The organism is Stenotrophomonas sp. Sm6012 (assembly GCF_030985895.1).
In the GTDB taxonomy this organism is placed as follows: Bacteria; Pseudomonadota; Gammaproteobacteria; order Xanthomonadales; family Xanthomonadaceae; genus Stenotrophomonas; species Stenotrophomonas forensis.
Map to the genome: position 1 here is coordinate 1 of NZ_JAPTFX010000037.1, position 15,745 is coordinate 15,745.

A 15,745-nucleotide genomic window follows, 5' to 3' on the forward strand; every position below is an offset into this window, starting at 1 on the left:
CGCCCATCCCGCCTCACCCAGCACGTAGAAACACCGAGCCATGACCCGCTGTTGCTGTTGCTGTTGCTTCAGACGTTGCTCGCAAGCAGTCGCGGCCGCAGGCCGCGCGGACCCCTCACAGGTGCCGCAATTCCTGCTTCAGGGTCGCCACGCAGCGGCGGCTGACTTCCAGCGGCTGCTTGCCATGCCGCAGTACGGCCTGCACCTGCCCACCCGAGCCACGGCGCAGTTCCACCAACTCGTGGCGTGCCACCAGGCAGTTGCGATGGATGCGGATGAAGCGGCTGGCGAACTCCTCCTCCAGCGACTTCAACGATTCCTCGATCAGGTCTTCGCCGCGCGCGTGGTGTACCACCACGTACTTCTCTTCGGCCTGCAGGTAATGGATGTCGTCCAGCGGGATCAGCCGCAGGCTGCCACGCAGGCGTGCGCACAGCATGCTGCGTGCCTGCTGCCCGCTGTTGTCCTGCGGCTGGCCGTCGCGCCCGGCCAGGAAGGTACGTGCACGTGCGATCGCGGCCGCCAGGCGCTCGGCACGCACCGGCTTCATCAGGTAATCAATGGCCGCCGCCTCGAAGGCCGAAAGCGCATGCGCGTCATAGGCGGTGCAGAACACCACTGCCGGCCGTGGCTCGAAACTGGCCAGGTGGCGGGCCGCTTCCAGGCCATCCAGCCCGGGCATCGCGATATCCAGCAGGACCAGGTCCGGCTGCAGCTCCGCGCAGGCGTGCAGGGCCTGCTCGCCGTTGCCGGCCTCGGCCACCACGTCCACGCCGTCCTGCGCCGCCAACAGGCTGCGCAGGCGCTCGCGCGCCAGCGGTTCGTCATCGGCGATGACTACCCTCACGATCGTCCCCTCACTGGATCGGCACCGTCACCTGGCAGGCATAGTAGCCCTCGCTCCAGCCGGCCGTCATCCGCGCGGCACTGCCGAAGCGCCAGGCCAACCGATGGCCGATGCTGTGCTGGGCATGCCCGGCACCGCGCGCCAGCGCCAGCCCCGGGGCCTGCGGATCGGGCGCGGGATTGCGCACGCGGATCTGCAGCTCCTGGCCCTCGCGCACCAGCTGCAGCTCGATGGTGCCGCCTTCGGGCAGGCGCGAGATGCCGTGGAGCACGGCGTTCTCCACCAGTGGCTGCAATACCAGCCTCGGCAATGGCAGGTCCCACGGCAGTGGTTCGTCGCGCTGCCACTGCACCTGCAGGCGCTCGCCCAGGCGCAGCGATTCAATCGACAGATAACGCTCGGCCAGCTCGCATTCGTCGCGCAGGGTCGAATCGCCCTCGCCTGCGCCCAACGCGGCGCGGAACAGATCGGACAGATCGAGCACCGCGCGCTCGGCAACAGCCGGATCGCGATGCAGCAGGCTGGCGATCAGGTTCATGCTGTTGAACAGGAAATGCGGGCGGATCCGCGCCTGCAGCGCATCGGCCTGCGCGCGCGCGTTGGCCTGCACCTGCGCGGCCCAGCGATCACTCACATAGAAGTAGCGCAACGCCAGCGCCGTGATCAGTGCAGTGGTGGCCGCACTGCCCAGGGTGAAGCGCCAGAAGCTGATACCACTGGCGAAGTTGTCCCCCAGCACCGCGTACAACGCATGCACGATGCCGGCGCAGACCACCGCGATCAGGGTCGCCAGGGCGATCGCCGCGACCGCCCCCAGTACCTGCGGCAACCTCGACAGCGCCTGCCGCAGCAGGCACAGGCTGGCCGAGACCGCCAGCGCCAGCCACAGCGCGAAGCCGCTGGCCGACAGCAGTTCACCGAAGGTCCAGTGGCGACTGCCGTCGGGCGCCAACGCCAGCACCACCACCACCAGCTCGGCCAGGCCAAGCATCGCCGCCAACCGCGGCAGGCGGCACAGCTCCGGCATCCACGGCGGTGTGCTGGCCGGGGCCATGGCTCAGGCAGCGCCCAGCCGTTCCTGCAGCCAGTCACCCAGCGCCTGGAGCTCTTCGGCGCAGACCTGGTGGGCCATCGGATAGCTGTGCCATTCCAGCTCAAGGCCCAGCGCCTGCAGTGCCTGCGCGCTGTGTACGGCCACCGCCTGCGGGATCACCGGATCGCTGCTGCCATGGGCCATGAACACCGGCACCTGCACGGCATCGTCAACACGCTTGGCGCTTTCAGCCTCGGGCAGATAGGTGGACAGCGCGATCAGGCCGGCCAGCGGCGCGGTGCGCGACAACGCCGCCGTGAGGATGATTGCCCCACCCTGCGAGAAGCCGGCCAGGAAGATCTTCTCCGGCGCGATGCCACGCTCGATCTCACGTGCGATCAGCGCATCCAGCTGCACCACCGATTCCTGCACGCCGGCCATGTCGGCGCGCGAACGGAAGTCCATGCCGACGATGTCGTACCAGCCACGCATCGGCACGCCGTTGTTGATGGTGATCGGCCGCACCGGCGCGTGCGGGAACACGAAGCGCAGCGCCGGCCAATGCGGCCGCACCAGCTCCGGCACGATCGGCGCGAAATCATGGCCGTCGGCGCCGAGGCCGTGCAGCCAGATCACCGACCACTGCGGCGAGGCGCCGGTTTCCTGTTCCACCGTTTGCAGCATGATGCGGCTCCTTCAAGTTCGAGCCGCATTATGCCGCTGGCGCGGTGCGATCAGTACAGCGGCGGCTGTTCGGCCGCTTCCCGGCGCAGCTGTGCGGCGCGTACCAGCACCGGCGGCGGGATGTTCTCTTCGGGGATGTCGAGCAGGCCAAGGCGGTGCAGGAAGGCGCCCGGGCCGCGCGAGGAGGTCAGCGCCACCACCGGCACCGCCAGCACCATGCCGATCACCACCGGCGCCATCCACGCCGCCAGCGACGGCGATACCGCCCAGGCCAGCACGCCCATGAAGGCACCGAACACGCCCAGCCCACCGTAGCCACGGATCAGCGCCAGCCACGAGATGCCACCGTCGTCGCGCTGCTGTGCGTCCCAGCCCGAGTCGCGGCCGGACAGCACTTCGGCCACGCCGCGCGACTGCACGTACATCACCACCGGCGCCATCAGCGCAGCCAGTACGGTTTCCACCAGCATCGAGACGAACGCACGGATCGCACCACCGCAGCCGCGCCGGTCGACCGGGTCCAGCAGCATCGCCAGGTAGCCCAGCACCTTGGGCAGCAGCAGCACCGCCATGGTGGCGGCGAACAGGCGCACCACCTGTTCCTCGTCCTGGGCGCGCCAGTACACGCTGGGCGACAGGTGCAGCAGGGCGTTGAAATCGATGCCCTGCTGGAACAACGGGATGGCGATGCCGATCAGCATCAGCATTGCCCACATCGGCGCGGTGAAGTAATGGCCGATGCCGATCAGCATGTGGGTGCGGCTGATCCAGTGCAGGCCGCGGCTGCCCACCACCTTGCCGTGCTGCAGGTTGCCCTGGCACCAGCGGCGGTCACGCACCAGCAGGTCGGTCAGCGTCGGCGGGCCTTCCTCGTAGCTGCCGCCCAGGTACGGCACCATGTGCGCGGCCCAGCCGCCACGGCGCATCAGCGCCGCTTCCACGAAATCGTGGCTGAGCACGTGGCCGCCGAACGGCTTGCGCCCCGGCAACGCTGGCAGACCTGCGTGGTCGGCGAAGGCGCGGGTGCGGATGATCGCGTTGTGGCCCCAGTAGTTGCTCTCGGCGCCATGCCACCAGGCCACGCCACGAGCGATCACCGGGCCGTACACGCGGCCACCGAACTGCTGCATGCGGGCGAACAGGGTGCGGCCGCCGATCACCGACGGCAGTGTCTGGATCAGGCCGACATCGGCGTTGTGCTCCATGCCCGCGACCAGGCGCACGATGCTGTCGCCGGTCATCAGGCTGTCGGCGTCAAGGATCAGCATCTGCGGATAGGCACCGCCAAAGCGGCGCACCCAGTCGGCGATGTTGCCGGCCTTGCGCCCACTGTTGTCGCCACGGCGGCGGTAGAACAGCCGCGTCTGGCCATCCGGCACGCGGTCGCGCAGTTCGGCGAACACCTGCTCTTCGGCGCGCGCGATGTCCTCGCGGCGGGTATCGCTGAGCACGAAGAAGTCGAAGCGCTCAAGCTGGCCGGTGGCGGCCACCGATTCATAGATGGCCTGCAGGCCCGCCAGCAGGCGGCGCGGATCTTCGTTGTAGGTCGGCATCAGCAGCGCGGTGCGGCTGTGCACGGTCGGCAGCGGCTTGTCCGGGTCGATGCCGAGGCGGTAGCCACGGTCGAACACGGCGGTCAGGAAGCCCGCCAGTGCGCTGGCGAAGGACAGCGCGATCCATGCAAACAGGCCCACGAACAACACCAGCAGGCAGGCTTCAAGCACGCTGATGCCATTGGTCGACAGCACCCGCCACATCATCCGCGTGGCCACGGCGGTCATGCCCAGCGTGCCACCGAAAATGTAGAAACGCCGCAGGCCGATCAGGCGCGGCGACGTGCGATGGCGGCGGACCTTGAGGACGCCTTCGCGCAGGGTCTGCTCGGGCATCTGCAACGGAGATTCAGCAGGCAGCAGCGCCCAGCCGGCATCCAGCCGGGGCGCATCCGCTTCCGCGTGGATGGTCTGACCCCCCATCACCACCTACTCCGCACGTTCGGCACGGCCGGCCATCCCGGCCGGGCTACATGCACGAAGGTTCCCGGCGCGCCTTCCCGGCGCCCGCACTTGTCCTGGCTGTGCCGGCCCTTGGCCGCACAGTCGATGTCTGTCACTACCGGAACCCACACGATCTCCAACGGGGCGGAATCGAAAATGCGCCCCAGTCTAGGGCGCCGGATGTAAGCCGGGTGCGAAGGCTTACGCCGGGAATTATCCCCATTCAGCAAACAGCAGGCGATGACGCCCCGCACTCGAGGTTGTCGCTTTATTACGACAGGTACTGGATCGTAACAAACGCGAACGGTTATCATTTCATTAACCAGGCAGGTCACCGTCTTCCCGACGGTTGAGACCCACCCAGCCGCGCCGGCCCCGCCGCGCGCCGACGACCCACGGAAGGGGCTGCCTGCTGTCTGCCTGCGCCTGCGCTTCCACCGGGTCTCTCCCTCTCCCATGGAAGCCGTCATGTCCCTGTCATTCCGTTCCCGTTCCGCGCACCCCGCGCGCAGCCGCCTGGCCGCCGCCGTTGCCACCACCTGCCTGCTTGCCCTGCCCGGCCTGGCCGCCGCCGATGCCGCCGCCGATGCCTCCACCAAGGATCTGGACACCGTGGTGGTCACCGCCTCGGGCAACCAGCAATGGATCAAGGATGCCCCGGCCAGCATCAGCGTGATCAGCCGCGAGGACATCGAGCGCCAGCCGGTGCACGACCTGGCCACCCTGCTCAGCCGCGTGCCCGGCGTGACCGGCGGCCTCAGCGCGGCCGGCGAGCAGTCCAAGATCAAGCTGCGCGGCATGCCGTCCAACTACACGCTGGTGCTGGTGGACGGCAAGCGCATGGGCAGCTCGGCCTCGACCAACTACCGCCCCGACCTCGGACGCCAGGACCTGAACTGGATTTCGCCCGACCAGATCGAGCGCATCGAAGTGGTGCGCGGGCCGATGTCGTCGCTGTATGGCTCCGACGCCATGGGCGGCGTGATCAACATCATCACCAAGCGCATCGGTGATGGCTGGAACGGCAGTGCCACCCACAGCTACACGCGACCGGGCGACGACAAGCGCGGCGACACCCAGCAGATCGGCGCTACGTTTTCCGGCCCGCTCGGCGAGCGCTTCGGCCTGCGCATCGGCGCCAACAGCATGCGCCGTGATTCCGACCGGTCCAATGGCGGCGTCTACGGCAATGCCTATGCCGGCGAGAAGGACCGCAATGTCGACGCGCTGCTGCAGTGGAAACTCAGCGACGCGCAGGAACTGTCGCTGGAAGCCGGCCACGGCGTGCAGCAGGCCTTCATCGATGCCGCCCTGGAAAAGCAGGACGAAGGTGCGTGGGGTGCCACCGAACTCAAGCGCAGCTCGCTGGCGCTCAACCACGATGGCAAGTGGCGCTTCGGCAACTCGAAGATCAGCGCGTACTGGACCGAGTACAAGAACGACATCGGCGCCACCGGCCGTTCCGAGGCCACCGACACCATCATCGAGGGCAGCCTGACCACGCCGTTCACCCTCGGCGTTGAGCACCAGTTCGCCGTGGGTGGCCAGTGGAAGCGCCAGGAGCTGACCAACACCGACACCATCGGCCGTGCACCGATCGACTATGCCGGCAACGCGGTCAGCGGCTCCGATCTGGAAGTGGACACCTGGGCGCTGTTCGTCGAGGACGAACTGAAGCTGCACCGCACCCTGGCGCTGACGTTGGGCGCACGCCTCGATCACCATGAGAAATTCGGCGGCCACGTCAGCCCGCGTGCCTACCTGGTCTGGCACCCGGCCGAGCAGTGGACGATCCGCGGCGGCGTCTCCAAGGGTTTCCGCGCGCCCAGCCTGACCGAAAATTCGGCAACTGCCGCCACCCAGTCCGGTGGCCGTGGCTGCACCTCGCTGATCCCGCTGGGCTATACCCGCGGCGGCTGCTACATGGCCGGCAACCCGGACCTGGACCCGGAAACCAGCACCAACCGCGAGATCGGCATCAGCTTCGACAACGACTGGGTGGATGCCGGCCTGACCTACTTCCACACCGACTTCAGGAACAAGATCGAGTACGCCCCGCTGGGCCAGTTCAACGGCATCTGGTGGACGCGCATGAGCAACGTGCAGCGCGCGCGCACCAGTGGCATGGAAGGCAACCTCAATGTCCGCTTCGGCGAGCACTGGCGCTGGCGCACTTCGGCGACCTGGATGAAGGAAGCCAAGAACCTGACCACCGGCCGCAACCTGATCGACACGCCGGAGTTCTCCGGCTATTCGTCGCTGGACTGGACGCCGAACACGGCGTTCTCCAGCAGCCTGTCGGCGCAGTACACCGGCAAGCAGGACGGCGTGGCCACCACCTTCCTCAAGGCCTACACCCTGTATGACCTGACCGCCGCCTGGAACGTCAACGAGGTGCTGACCCTGCGCGGCGGTGTCAGCAACCTGGCCGACAAGAAGCTCTATGCCGAAGGCTCCACCGACTACTTCGTGGCCGGGCGCAGCTACTTCCTCAGCATGACCGCGCGGTTCTGACCGCCAGCGCGATCGACGGTGTTGCGGGTTACTCGCTTTCCAGTGCGGCCGGTGCCGCAGTGCGCGTGGCGGCCGTGCGTGCACGGTCCATCGCCACCGCCAGTTGCTGGCGTGCGAGCAGTTGTTGTGCCTGCACCACTTCAGGTGTCGGCAGGAGCACCGGTCCCGGTGCGTTTTCCGGTGTAGCAGGTGTGGTCATGCAACCTCCATGGACATCCCGCCGCCGCACGGATTCAGCTGGGGCGGCAGCGGAACTGCGCACCCTATCCTAAAAACAAGGCGGATGGGTGACGGTGCGGCGCCCGGCCGCAGCGCCGCAGCGGCCATACGCTTGGATTCCCGGTGCCGGGGCGCATTCCTGAACCCGTTGCCGTGTGCACGGTTCATTGCCATGACCGCCCCGGCCGCCGCCCGAGGGCTCACGCCGCGCGGCGTGCCACCGCCACCGGCCCGGCCTGCAGGCGGAAGCGCGACACCGCCACCGCCAGCTGCTCGGCCTGCTCCTCCATCGCCCGCGCGGCGGCACTGGCTTCCTCCACCAGCGCAGCGTTCTGCTGGGTGGTCTCGTCCATCTGCACCACGGTCTGGTTGACCTGCTCGATGCCGGCCGACTGCTCGCGCGAGGCGGCCGAGATCTCGGCCATGATTTCATTTACCCGCCCGACCTGGCCGACGATCTCCTGCATGGTGCGACCGGCGCCATGCACCAGTTCCGCGCCGGCGCCGACCTGCGCGACCGAGGCGTCGATCAGCTCCTTGATCTCCTTGGCTGCGCCGGCCGAGCGCTGCGCCAGCGCGCGCACTTCGCTGGCAACCACGGCAAAGCCGCGGCCCTGCTCACCGGCACGTGCCGCTTCCACTGCGGCGTTCAGCGCCAGGATGTTGGTCTGGAACGCGATGCCATCGATCACCGAGATGATCTCGGCAATGCGCTGCGACGAGGCCTCGATCTGCTCCATGGTCTGCACCACCTGGCTGACCACCTGCCCTCCTTCGCTGGCCACGCCGGCCGCGGAACCGGCCAGCGTGTTGGCCTGCAGCGCGTGATCGGCGTTCTGGCGCACGGTAGAGGTCAGTTCCTCCATCGACGCGGCAGTCTCTTCCAGGTTCGCGGCCTGCTGTTCGGTACGCCGCGACAGGTCGCTGTTGCCGGCCGCGATCTCGCCGGCTGCCAGGCGGATGCTGGCTGCGGACTGCTGGATCTGCCCGACGATCCCGGTCAGCTGCTGCACGGTGCTGTTGGCGTCGTCGCGCATCACCGCGAACACCCCGTGGAAGTCACCCTGCATGCGGGCAGTGAGGTCACCGGCGGCGATCGCGCGCAGCAGCGTCGACAGCTCGGCCAGGTTGTGGTCGCTGACCTGCATCATGGTGTTGAGCGTTTCCACCATGCGGCGGAAGTCGTGGTCGAAGCGCAGCGCATCGCCACGCACCGCGAAATCACCGGCAGCGGCAGCTGCGGCCAGCTGCTGGATCTGATCGTTGATCGCGGCCAGGTTGCTCTTGGTGGTGGCCATCGCGGCGCTGAACACGGCCTTCTCGCCCGGCAGCGCCTCCATGTCCACGCTGAGGTCGCCCACGGCATAGCGCTGCATCACTTCCACCAGGCGCTGGGTGACCGCATTGCTGGAGGCCACCAGCTGGTTGCTGTCGGCCACCATGCGGCCGTACTCGCCCGGGAACACCGACGCGTCCATCCGGTAGCTGAGCTCGCCGGCGTCATGACGGCGTGCCATTTCCGCCTGCGCGGCCATCACCGCCTGCAGCTGGCCGCGCATGCCCTGCATCGCCTCCAGCAGGCGGCCCACTTCGTCATTGCTGCGCGCCGGCAGGGTGCTGTCCAGCTTGCCCGCGGCGACATCGCCAGCCACGCGCACGGCTTCGGCCAGCGGGCGGATCGCCAGCCGGCGCAGCAGCACGTAGACACCCGCGCTCAGGGCCAGGGCCGCCACCACGCCGACCAGCAGGGTCAGCCACAACAGCTGGCGCGCCTCGGCCACGATCACCGCATGCGGCATCACCACGCCCAGCGCGAAACGCTGCGGGGCGTCGCCCACGCGCAGCGGCACATAGACGCGCACGTTGCCGGCGGCATCCGGGGTGAAGGCTTCGAAGCGGCGGTCGGCGGCGATGTCCGCCAGCATGCTGCGGGTCAGCGCGTCGCTGCGCGGCTTGCCGATCTCGGCGGCGTTGGCCGAGGCCAGCACCACGCCCTTGGGCGAAAGCAGTTCGACACGGCCGGCGCCCATCGGCGTCAGCGTGGCCAGGTGCTTCTGCAGCGCCGCCAGCGAGAAGTCGACGGTGAACACGCCGAGGAAGGTGCCCTTCTCGATGATCGGCGTGCTCAGTGTGCTCATCAGCACCTGCTGGCCGCCGATGTCATAGGCGTAGGGTTCACTGACCTTGGGCAGCTTGTCGCGGCTGGGATCCATGTACCAGTCGGCCGAACCGTCGGCGGCTTCGGTGTAGTCCGTCATCGGCGACTGCTGCGGTGCGCCGTCCTGCCAGGCCCAGTAGCTCATGTAGCGGCCGGTGGCATCGTGCGCCTCGGTGTTGACGAACTCGGCGTCCTTGCCGTCGAACGCATCGGCTTCCCACATGGTGCTCTTGCCCAGCCATTCCGGATGGGTGCGCAGCTGCTCGCCGAGCACCGCCGCCAGGCTGGCGCGGTCGGGTACATCGCCGCGCGCACGCTGGGCGAGTACGGCTTCGACCATCGCGTCGTTGCTGGCGAAGGCCGTGCCCAGATCGGCTGCGACCTGGCGCGCCTCGGCATTGGCTTCGCTGGTCATGGTCTGGCGCGAGGCATCGATCAGGCTGGCACTGGCCTGGCGGTAGATCAGGAACGCGGTCAGGCCGAAGCACAGCAGCGCGATCACGGCGGTGCCCAGCATCAGCTTGTGGGCGATGCTGCCCGGACGGCGGGCAGCGGCGGAACGGGAAGGAGGCATGGAAGGGTCCGCTAGGCAGTTCAGGATGACCGGTACCGCGAGGGCACCGCGCAGGCGCGCGATCCGTCGCGCAGGCCGCCGGTCGCCGGGGCACGCCCGGCGCTGGAAGCGCACCGGGTTAGCGGCCGCCCGCCGACGAGGTTGAGGCGGCCCGCCTGCACATTCCTGAATCTGCTCAGGGACAAGTCAACAACCCGCCCCGCGGCCGCCCTATTCGGCTACGCGGTCCTTGATCCACTGCGCCCGCGGCAGCACTTCGATGCTGCCCGCGGCGTACTGCTGCAGCACATCGTCCGGGCCGAAGCGCGGCTGCCAGCCCAGCTCGCTGCGGAGCCGGGCACTGTCGTAGACGCGGTCGATGCTCAGCGGCAGCGGCCAGCCGCGGCGGTCGAACTCGGCCAGCAGCTGCGGCACGCGCCGGGCCAGCACGTTGCGCGGCTGGGTGGCCAGTTCCAGGCAGTCCTCACGCCGGAACGGCGTCGGCGCACAGGCGATGTAGCGGGCGAAGGCGGCGCCGTCATCAAGCAGCAGCGCGGCATGCGCGCTGGCCACGTCACGCGCGTCGATGCCACGGTGCAGGCGGAACATCGCCATGCGCTCGGGCGGCTCCGGGAAGCAACGGCCCATGCGCAGCACGCGCACGCTGAAGCCCGGCGTGGCGGCGGCCACGGCCAGGGCTTCGGCCTGCAGCTTGCTGCGGTGGTAGATCGTGCGCGGCAAGGGCTCGGTGTCTTCATCGATCCAGCGGCAGCCTCCCGCCACCACCGCATGCCCGTACAGCGCGGTGGTACTGGTCAGCACGAACCGCCGCGCACCGGCCTCGCGCGCGGCCTGCAGCAGGTGCGCGGTGGCCTCCACGTTGATCTGCTGGAACACCGCATCCGGCACCAGTCCCACATGCGGTGCGTGCAGGGCGGCGGTGTGGATCACTGCATCGACGCCACGGACAGCGCGTTCCACGGCCTGGCGATCGGTGACATCGGCGATGATGCGGGTGGTGGCGAACGGGCTGCGATCCAGTCCCACCACTTCGTGGGTGGCCGCAAGCGCGCCGAAGATCGCACGCCCGATCCGTCCGGAACTGCCGGTCAACAGAATCTTCATTGAGTCCATTCGCTCGAAGCGCCCGGGAAGTACCGGGATGATTCGATTCTAGGCAAGCAGCATGTCGTCTGCGATAGCCGGATGTTGCAAAAACGCGTTCATCGTGGCGGCGTTGGCGGCGCCAGCAGTTGCCGCGCGATGAACAGCGGATCATCGCCGCCGGGCACATCCGGCGTGATGCCGGTTCGTTCCCAGTTGCTGCCGGTACGCAGGTTGATCGGCTGACGGTCCGGAATGCTGATCTGATAACCATCGGGCAGCTGCACAGGATCATCGAACATGTGCGCGGCGCCACCGCTGCGGCTACCGACGATGCGCGCGCGCGCCACCGCCTGCAGCGAGTACGCGACGAACTCGGCCGCCGAGCCGGTGCGACGGTCGATCAGCACCACCAGCGGCTTCAGGTAGGGCGGCAGGCTGGCCGGCGGCAACCGCACCGCGGTGCGCCGCCCGCGCTGCTCCAGCGCCTGTACCTCGGTGATTCCAGGCTCCAGCAGGGTGCGCACCAGCAGGTCCGCGCTGCCATCATCACCGCCGCCGTTCTGGCGCAGGTCCAGCACCAGGCCGTCGGTATCGGCCAGCAGGCTGAACGCTGCCGCCAGCTTTGGCCGGGCGAGGTCGAGCGGATAGAAGGTGCTCAGGCGCAGGTAGCCGATGTTGCCCTCCAGCACCCGTACCTCGCGCACGCCCGCACCATTGCCGCGCGCGTCCGCGCGCCATGCCATCAGCCAGTCGTCCTGGCCGGCATCGGCGTCCGCGCGTTCCACATGGAAGTGGCCATCGAACACGTCCAGATCCTGGTTCAGGCGTGCACTGAACGCCTGCGGGTCCGCGCAGCTGTCCGCATAGCGCCGCTGGCTGGACCAGCCGCGCACCGCTGCGGCAATGCGGGCACCCTCGGCCTCGTCCAGGTACTGCGCCTGTATTGCGGTGGCCGCAGCCTGCAGCACCGCATCCTGGGACGGGCATGCCGCCGCCAGCAACGCACCCAGCACCCACGAAACCGCCATGACCCCATCCCGCATTGATGATGTATAAGCACTTATATATCATCGCGATCATGGATCTCCAACACGCCACCCTGGGGACGCTGCTGCGCGCCCTGCTCGATCAGCTCGACCCGGCCGTCGAACAGGCCTACCGCGATCTGCAGCTGGACTATCGGCCGCGCTACACCCCGGTGCTGCGCACGCTGATGGCACAGGGGCCGTGCCGCATCAAGGACCTGGCATTGGCCTGTGGGCTCAGCCATTCGGCGCTCAGCCAGACCGTGGCGGCGATGGTGCGCGACGGCTGGCTGCACAGCGTCATCGGTGAAGACAGCCGGGAACGCATCCTGCAGTTGAGCCCCCATGCGCTGCAGGCCGTGCCGGCGCTGCAGGCCCAATGGCAGGCCACCGCGCGTGCAGCACGCAGCCTGGAGGCCGACCTCGGCCAGCCACTGGAACAGGTACTGCGCAGCGCCTTGCAGGCCCTCGAACAACGCCCCTTCGCGCAGCGCCTGCGCGAGGCACGCGAAGGCTGACACGGTTCGGCGCCGCTGCGGGCGATGGCGGCCGGCCGCTTGAACCCGGTGCGCAGGCCGCGTGAAGACAACTGCAAGGATGGCGACCTGGACTTAGCGCGCGATGGCCAAGCATGGCCGCTGTCGCCGACGACGGCGACGCCCACACCGCAGGAGGATTCACATGACTGGCCAGAACCCGCGCAGCTCCACCCGGGGCTTCGCCTCGATGGACGGGGACAAGCAACGTGCGATCGCCGCCAAGGGCGGACGCGCCGCGCATGCCTCCGGCAACGCGCATGAATTCAGCCCGGACGAGGCCCGCGTCGCCGGCCGCAAGGGCGGCGAAGCCATCAGCCGTGATCGGCAGCACATGGCGGCGATCGGCCGCGAAGGCGGCCACGCACGCCACGCCAACGCACGCCAGCAGCAGCAACAGGCATCGCTCGACCCAACTGCAAAGGACCCGCAACGCCAGCAGGGATGAACGTTGCGCGGTCAGCGCGCAAGGCGAAGTCGGCGCAGGCCGATGGCCGCAAGCAGGGCGAGCACGCCTGCCACCGCCATCGCCCACCCGAAGCCACTGGCCATCGCACTGCGGTACCACGCCACCACCTGGGGTGTGGAATACGACGAGCCCGGGTGCAGGATCAGCCCGCGCGCATGGGCGGCCAGCCCTGGCTGCCCGGCGGCCAGTGCGGACGCGGCAAACTGGCGTACCGCGCGCAGGCCCATCAGGCTGCCCAGCAGCGCGATACCCAGGCTCATGCCCGCCTGGCGCAATGCATTCATGGTTGCTGACGCGATGCCCGCGCGCTCAGCCGGTACCTGGGCCATGACCGCCATGCCGGTGGCGGGTACTGCCAGCCCCATGCCGATGCCCAGCAGCATCAGCAAGGCACTGGCCTGCCCGGGCGACGTCGCGGGCTGCAACGTGGCCATCGCGCACAGCGCCACGGCGACCAGCACATAACCGCAGACCAGCGCGGTGTGCAGCCCCACGCGTACCACCAGGCGACCGAACAACAACGAGACGACGCCCATCAACAGGAACTGCGGCACCAGCTGCGAGCCTGCCGAGGCTGCGCTGAGCCCCTGCGCCTGCTGGAAGAACAGGGACAGGAAAAACAGGCTCGCATAGGCGGTGAATCCCAGTACGAACGAAGCCAGGTTGAGCATGCCGAAACGGCGATCGGCAAACAGGTCCAGCGGCAGCAGCGGGCGTGCCACCCGGCATTCGACCAGGCCGAACAACACCAGCCCGGCACCGGCGATGCCCAGCGCCGACAGCGTTGCCGGCGCCAGCAGGCCCTGCTCGCCGATCGCGATCAGGCCATAGCTCAGCGCACCCAGTGCAACGACGCTGAGCAGCTGCCCCACCGGGTCCAGCGCTGCATGGTGTGGATGCCGCCGCTCCGGGATACCCCACGCGCCGAGCACGAGGGCAAGCAGGCCCAGCGGCAGGTTGATCAGGAAGATGCTGGGCCAGCCGGCGCGCTGCACCAGCACGCCGCCCAACAGCGGGCCGAGTACCAGGGCCAGCGCACTGAATGCCGACCAGCCCCCGATCGCGCGCGCACGCTGGCGCGGATCGGGGAACGCATGGCTGAGGATCGGCATGGCGCTGGGAATCAGCAGCGCACCGGCGATGCCCTGCACCACACGGCCGGCCACCAGCGTCTGCAGGTTGCCGGCGCAGGCGCACAGCAACGACCCCAGGGTGAAAGTGGCGACGCTGAGCAGCCACATCCGCCGATGCCCATAGCGATCCCCGAGCGGGCCCGCTGACAGCATCAGGGCCGACAACGCGATGGCATACGCATTGATCACCCACTGCAGGCCGGCCATGTCGGTGTCCAGCGCCTGCTGCAGGGTCGGCAGGGCGACGTTGACGATGCTGATGTCCAGTGAGGCGAGGAAGGTGCCGAGGTAGGCCGCCAGCACCAGGGCCGGTCGTCGCAAGCGTTGCATGTTCGGATCCCAGGGGAGGATGTGCCCGCATCCTAGCCACTGACTGACCGTCGGTCAATGACCGGCGGTCAGTCACTCCCGTGGCAGGGCTAGAATGGCCGCCGACACACCCGGACCCAGCCACGATGCAGACCCCCGCTGCCGCCAGGCCTCGCACCAAGCCCGCCGAAACCCGCCAGGAAGAACTGATGGACGCCGCTCAGGCGCTGTTTCTGTCCCAGGGCGTGGAGGCCACCACCGTCAGTGACATCGTGGCCGCAGCCGACGTGGCCAAGGGCACCTTCTATACCTACTTCGCCTCGCGCAGCGAGATCCTGCAGGCATTGGCGCAGCGCTACACCCGGCACTTCATCGAGGACGTCGACCAGGCCGTGCAGCAGCACCCCGCCGCTGATGGCGTGGCACGCCTGCGCGCCTGGATCCGCGCCAACATCGAGATCTACGTGCGCACGCACGCCGTGCACGATGTGGTCTTCGCCCATCACCATCATCACCAGCGTGGCAATGCCGAACGCAACGCGATCCAGCAGCAGCTGCTGTCGATTCTTGAAACGGGAATGACCGCCGGCCTGTGGCAGTTGCCGTCGCCGCAGGTCACCGCCTCGCTGATCTATGCCGGCGTGCACGGCGCCACCGATGACCTGATCGCCGCACCCGCGCAGGACGCCGACGCCTTCATTGCCGCCGTGGTGGGCGACTGCCTGCGCATGGTCGGCGTAGCGCCGGCCGCGACGCGTCGCTGACCCGCACCCCTCCGCTCAGCAATGGGCGAGGATGTTCAACAGCCTTCCGAACGGATCGCGCACGAAGAAGCGGCGCACGCCCCAGGGTTCATCGGCCGGGCCGTACTCCAGCGCGATGCCGGCCGCGCGCAAGCGCTCCAGCACCTCCTGCAGATTGTCCACCTCGATCGACAGGTCCGGCACTGCGGTGCCGGAGCCGCCTTCACTGGCAAAACTCACCTGCGCCAAGGCACTGCCCTGCCCGCCGTGGGTGACGATCCAACCGTGGTCCATCACCACCGGCATGCCGAGCAGGTCGCCGTAGAACGCAGCGGCGCGTTGCGGATCGGGCGTGGCGATGTTGGCAACGACGCGCCTGACAGCCATGGCATTTCCCTCTCCCGGAAGACGCATCGAG

The 15,745-nt window shown here is 68.6% G+C and carries 14 protein-coding genes; 4 read left to right on the top strand and 10 right to left on the bottom strand.

What is annotated here, in order from left to right:
* Positions 1-115 precede the first annotated feature (115 nt).
* From O0J73_RS09055 to mdoH, 4 genes are read right to left on the bottom strand one after another with little or no spacing between them, the layout of a single operon-like run.
* Positions 116-847 (bottom strand): LytTR family DNA-binding domain-containing protein, encoded by a 732-nt coding sequence (locus O0J73_RS09055; protein WP_049458009.1) that lies wholly within the window; start codon positions 845-847, stop codon positions 116-118.
* 10 nt (positions 848-857) lie between these two features.
* A complete protein-coding gene (locus O0J73_RS09060) occupies positions 858-1,901 on the bottom strand; it encodes a sensor histidine kinase (RefSeq protein WP_006471622.1) in 1,044 nt (347 codons plus the stop codon).
* Positions 1,902-1,904: 3 nt separating this feature from the next.
* Complete coding sequence (locus tag O0J73_RS09065) at positions 1,905-2,564, bottom strand: alpha/beta hydrolase (protein WP_197565032.1); 660 nt, start codon at positions 2,562-2,564, stop codon at positions 1,905-1,907.
* A 50-nt stretch (positions 2,565-2,614) separates the two neighbouring features.
* The gene (mdoH, locus tag O0J73_RS09070) at positions 2,615-4,540 is read right to left on the bottom strand and encodes a glucans biosynthesis glucosyltransferase MdoH (RefSeq protein ID WP_006471626.1); all 1,926 of its coding nucleotides are present in this window, start codon (positions 4,538-4,540) and stop codon (positions 2,615-2,617) included.
* 489 nt (positions 4,541-5,029) lie between these two features.
* Between mdoH and O0J73_RS09075 the strand changes: the two genes are divergently transcribed.
* Positions 5,030-7,075, top strand: coding sequence for a TonB-dependent receptor (locus O0J73_RS09075; RefSeq protein WP_308308538.1), 2,046 nt, complete (start codon positions 5,030-5,032; stop codon positions 7,073-7,075).
* A 28-nt stretch (positions 7,076-7,103) separates the two neighbouring features.
* Here the strand turns inward: O0J73_RS09075 and O0J73_RS09080 are convergent, their stop codons facing one another.
* From O0J73_RS09080 to O0J73_RS09095, 4 genes are all read right to left on the bottom strand, one after another.
* A complete protein-coding gene (locus tag O0J73_RS09080; RefSeq protein ID WP_166671564.1) occupies positions 7,104-7,274 on the bottom strand; it encodes a hypothetical protein in 171 nt (56 codons plus the stop codon).
* Positions 7,275-7,494: 220 nt separating this feature from the next.
* The gene (locus tag O0J73_RS09085) at positions 7,495-10,026 is read right to left on the bottom strand and encodes a methyl-accepting chemotaxis protein (protein ID WP_308308539.1); all 2,532 of its coding nucleotides are present in this window, start codon (positions 10,024-10,026) and stop codon (positions 7,495-7,497) included.
* Positions 10,027-10,236: 210 nt separating this feature from the next.
* On the bottom strand, positions 10,237-11,130 hold the full coding sequence (locus O0J73_RS09090; RefSeq protein ID WP_049457933.1) for an NAD(P)-dependent oxidoreductase: 894 nt from the start codon (positions 11,128-11,130) through the stop codon (positions 10,237-10,239).
* A gap of 98 nt (positions 11,131-11,228) precedes the next feature.
* Positions 11,229-12,140: a S41 family peptidase gene (locus O0J73_RS09095; protein ID WP_006472004.1), complete on the bottom strand. Its 912-nt coding sequence runs from the start codon at positions 12,138-12,140 to the stop codon at positions 11,229-11,231.
* 50 nt (positions 12,141-12,190) lie between these two features.
* Between O0J73_RS09095 and O0J73_RS09100 the strand changes: the two genes are divergently transcribed.
* Together O0J73_RS09100 and O0J73_RS09105 are read left to right on the top strand one after the other, a co-directional pair.
* A complete protein-coding gene (locus tag O0J73_RS09100; RefSeq protein WP_049457931.1) occupies positions 12,191-12,655 on the top strand; it encodes a MarR family transcriptional regulator in 465 nt (154 codons plus the stop codon).
* 163 nt (positions 12,656-12,818) lie between these two features.
* On the top strand, positions 12,819-13,121 hold the full coding sequence (locus tag O0J73_RS09105; protein WP_008266579.1) for a KGG domain-containing protein: 303 nt from the start codon (positions 12,819-12,821) through the stop codon (positions 13,119-13,121).
* A gap of 11 nt (positions 13,122-13,132) precedes the next feature.
* Here the strand turns inward: O0J73_RS09105 and O0J73_RS09110 are convergent, their stop codons facing one another.
* Positions 13,133-14,605: an MFS transporter gene (locus O0J73_RS09110; protein WP_308308540.1), complete on the bottom strand. Its 1,473-nt coding sequence runs from the start codon at positions 14,603-14,605 to the stop codon at positions 13,133-13,135.
* 125 nt (positions 14,606-14,730) lie between these two features.
* Here O0J73_RS09110 and O0J73_RS09115 point away from each other — a divergent pair, with 125 nt between their 5' ends.
* Positions 14,731-15,348, top strand: coding sequence for a TetR/AcrR family transcriptional regulator (locus tag O0J73_RS09115; protein ID WP_308308541.1), 618 nt, complete (start codon positions 14,731-14,733; stop codon positions 15,346-15,348).
* Between the two features lie 15 nt (positions 15,349-15,363).
* On the opposite strand, the gene O0J73_RS09120 is transcribed toward O0J73_RS09115, so the two are convergent.
* Complete coding sequence (locus O0J73_RS09120; protein WP_308308542.1) at positions 15,364-15,714, bottom strand: VOC family protein; 351 nt, start codon at positions 15,712-15,714, stop codon at positions 15,364-15,366.
* Positions 15,715-15,745: the final 31 nt, after the last annotated feature.

Excerpts from the sequence above, each read along its gene's own strand:
- mdoH (WP_006471626.1), bottom strand. The coding sequence starts at position 4,540 with ATGGGGGGTCAGACCATCCACGCGGAAGCGGATGCGCCCCGGCTGGAT.
- O0J73_RS09090 (WP_049457933.1), bottom strand. The coding sequence starts at position 11,130 with ATGAAGATTCTGTTGACCGGCAGTTCCGGACGGATCGGGCGTGCGATC.
- O0J73_RS09095 (WP_006472004.1), bottom strand. The coding sequence starts at position 12,140 with ATGGCGGTTTCGTGGGTGCTGGGTGCGTTGCTGGCGGCGGCATGCCCG.
- O0J73_RS09120 (WP_308308542.1), bottom strand. The coding sequence starts at position 15,714 with ATGGCTGTCAGGCGCGTCGTTGCCAACATCGCCACGCCCGATCCGCAA.
- O0J73_RS09105 (WP_008266579.1), top strand. The coding sequence starts at position 12,819 with ATGACTGGCCAGAACCCGCGCAGCTCCACCCGGGGCTTCGCCTCGATG.
- O0J73_RS09075 (WP_308308538.1), top strand. The coding sequence starts at position 5,030 with ATGTCCCTGTCATTCCGTTCCCGTTCCGCGCACCCCGCGCGCAGCCGC.
- O0J73_RS09115 (WP_308308541.1), top strand. The coding sequence starts at position 14,731 with ATGCAGACCCCCGCTGCCGCCAGGCCTCGCACCAAGCCCGCCGAAACC.
- O0J73_RS09080 (WP_166671564.1), bottom strand. The coding sequence starts at position 7,274 with ATGACCACACCTGCTACACCGGAAAACGCACCGGGACCGGTGCTCCTG.
- O0J73_RS09085 (WP_308308539.1), bottom strand. The coding sequence starts at position 10,026 with ATGCCTCCTTCCCGTTCCGCCGCTGCCCGCCGTCCGGGCAGCATCGCC.
- O0J73_RS09110 (WP_308308540.1), bottom strand. The coding sequence starts at position 14,605 with ATGCAACGCTTGCGACGACCGGCCCTGGTGCTGGCGGCCTACCTCGGC.
- O0J73_RS09065 (WP_197565032.1), bottom strand. The coding sequence starts at position 2,564 with ATGCTGCAAACGGTGGAACAGGAAACCGGCGCCTCGCCGCAGTGGTCG.
- O0J73_RS09060 (WP_006471622.1), bottom strand. The coding sequence starts at position 1,901 with ATGGCCCCGGCCAGCACACCGCCGTGGATGCCGGAGCTGTGCCGCCTG.
- O0J73_RS09100 (WP_049457931.1), top strand. The coding sequence starts at position 12,191 with ATGGATCTCCAACACGCCACCCTGGGGACGCTGCTGCGCGCCCTGCTC.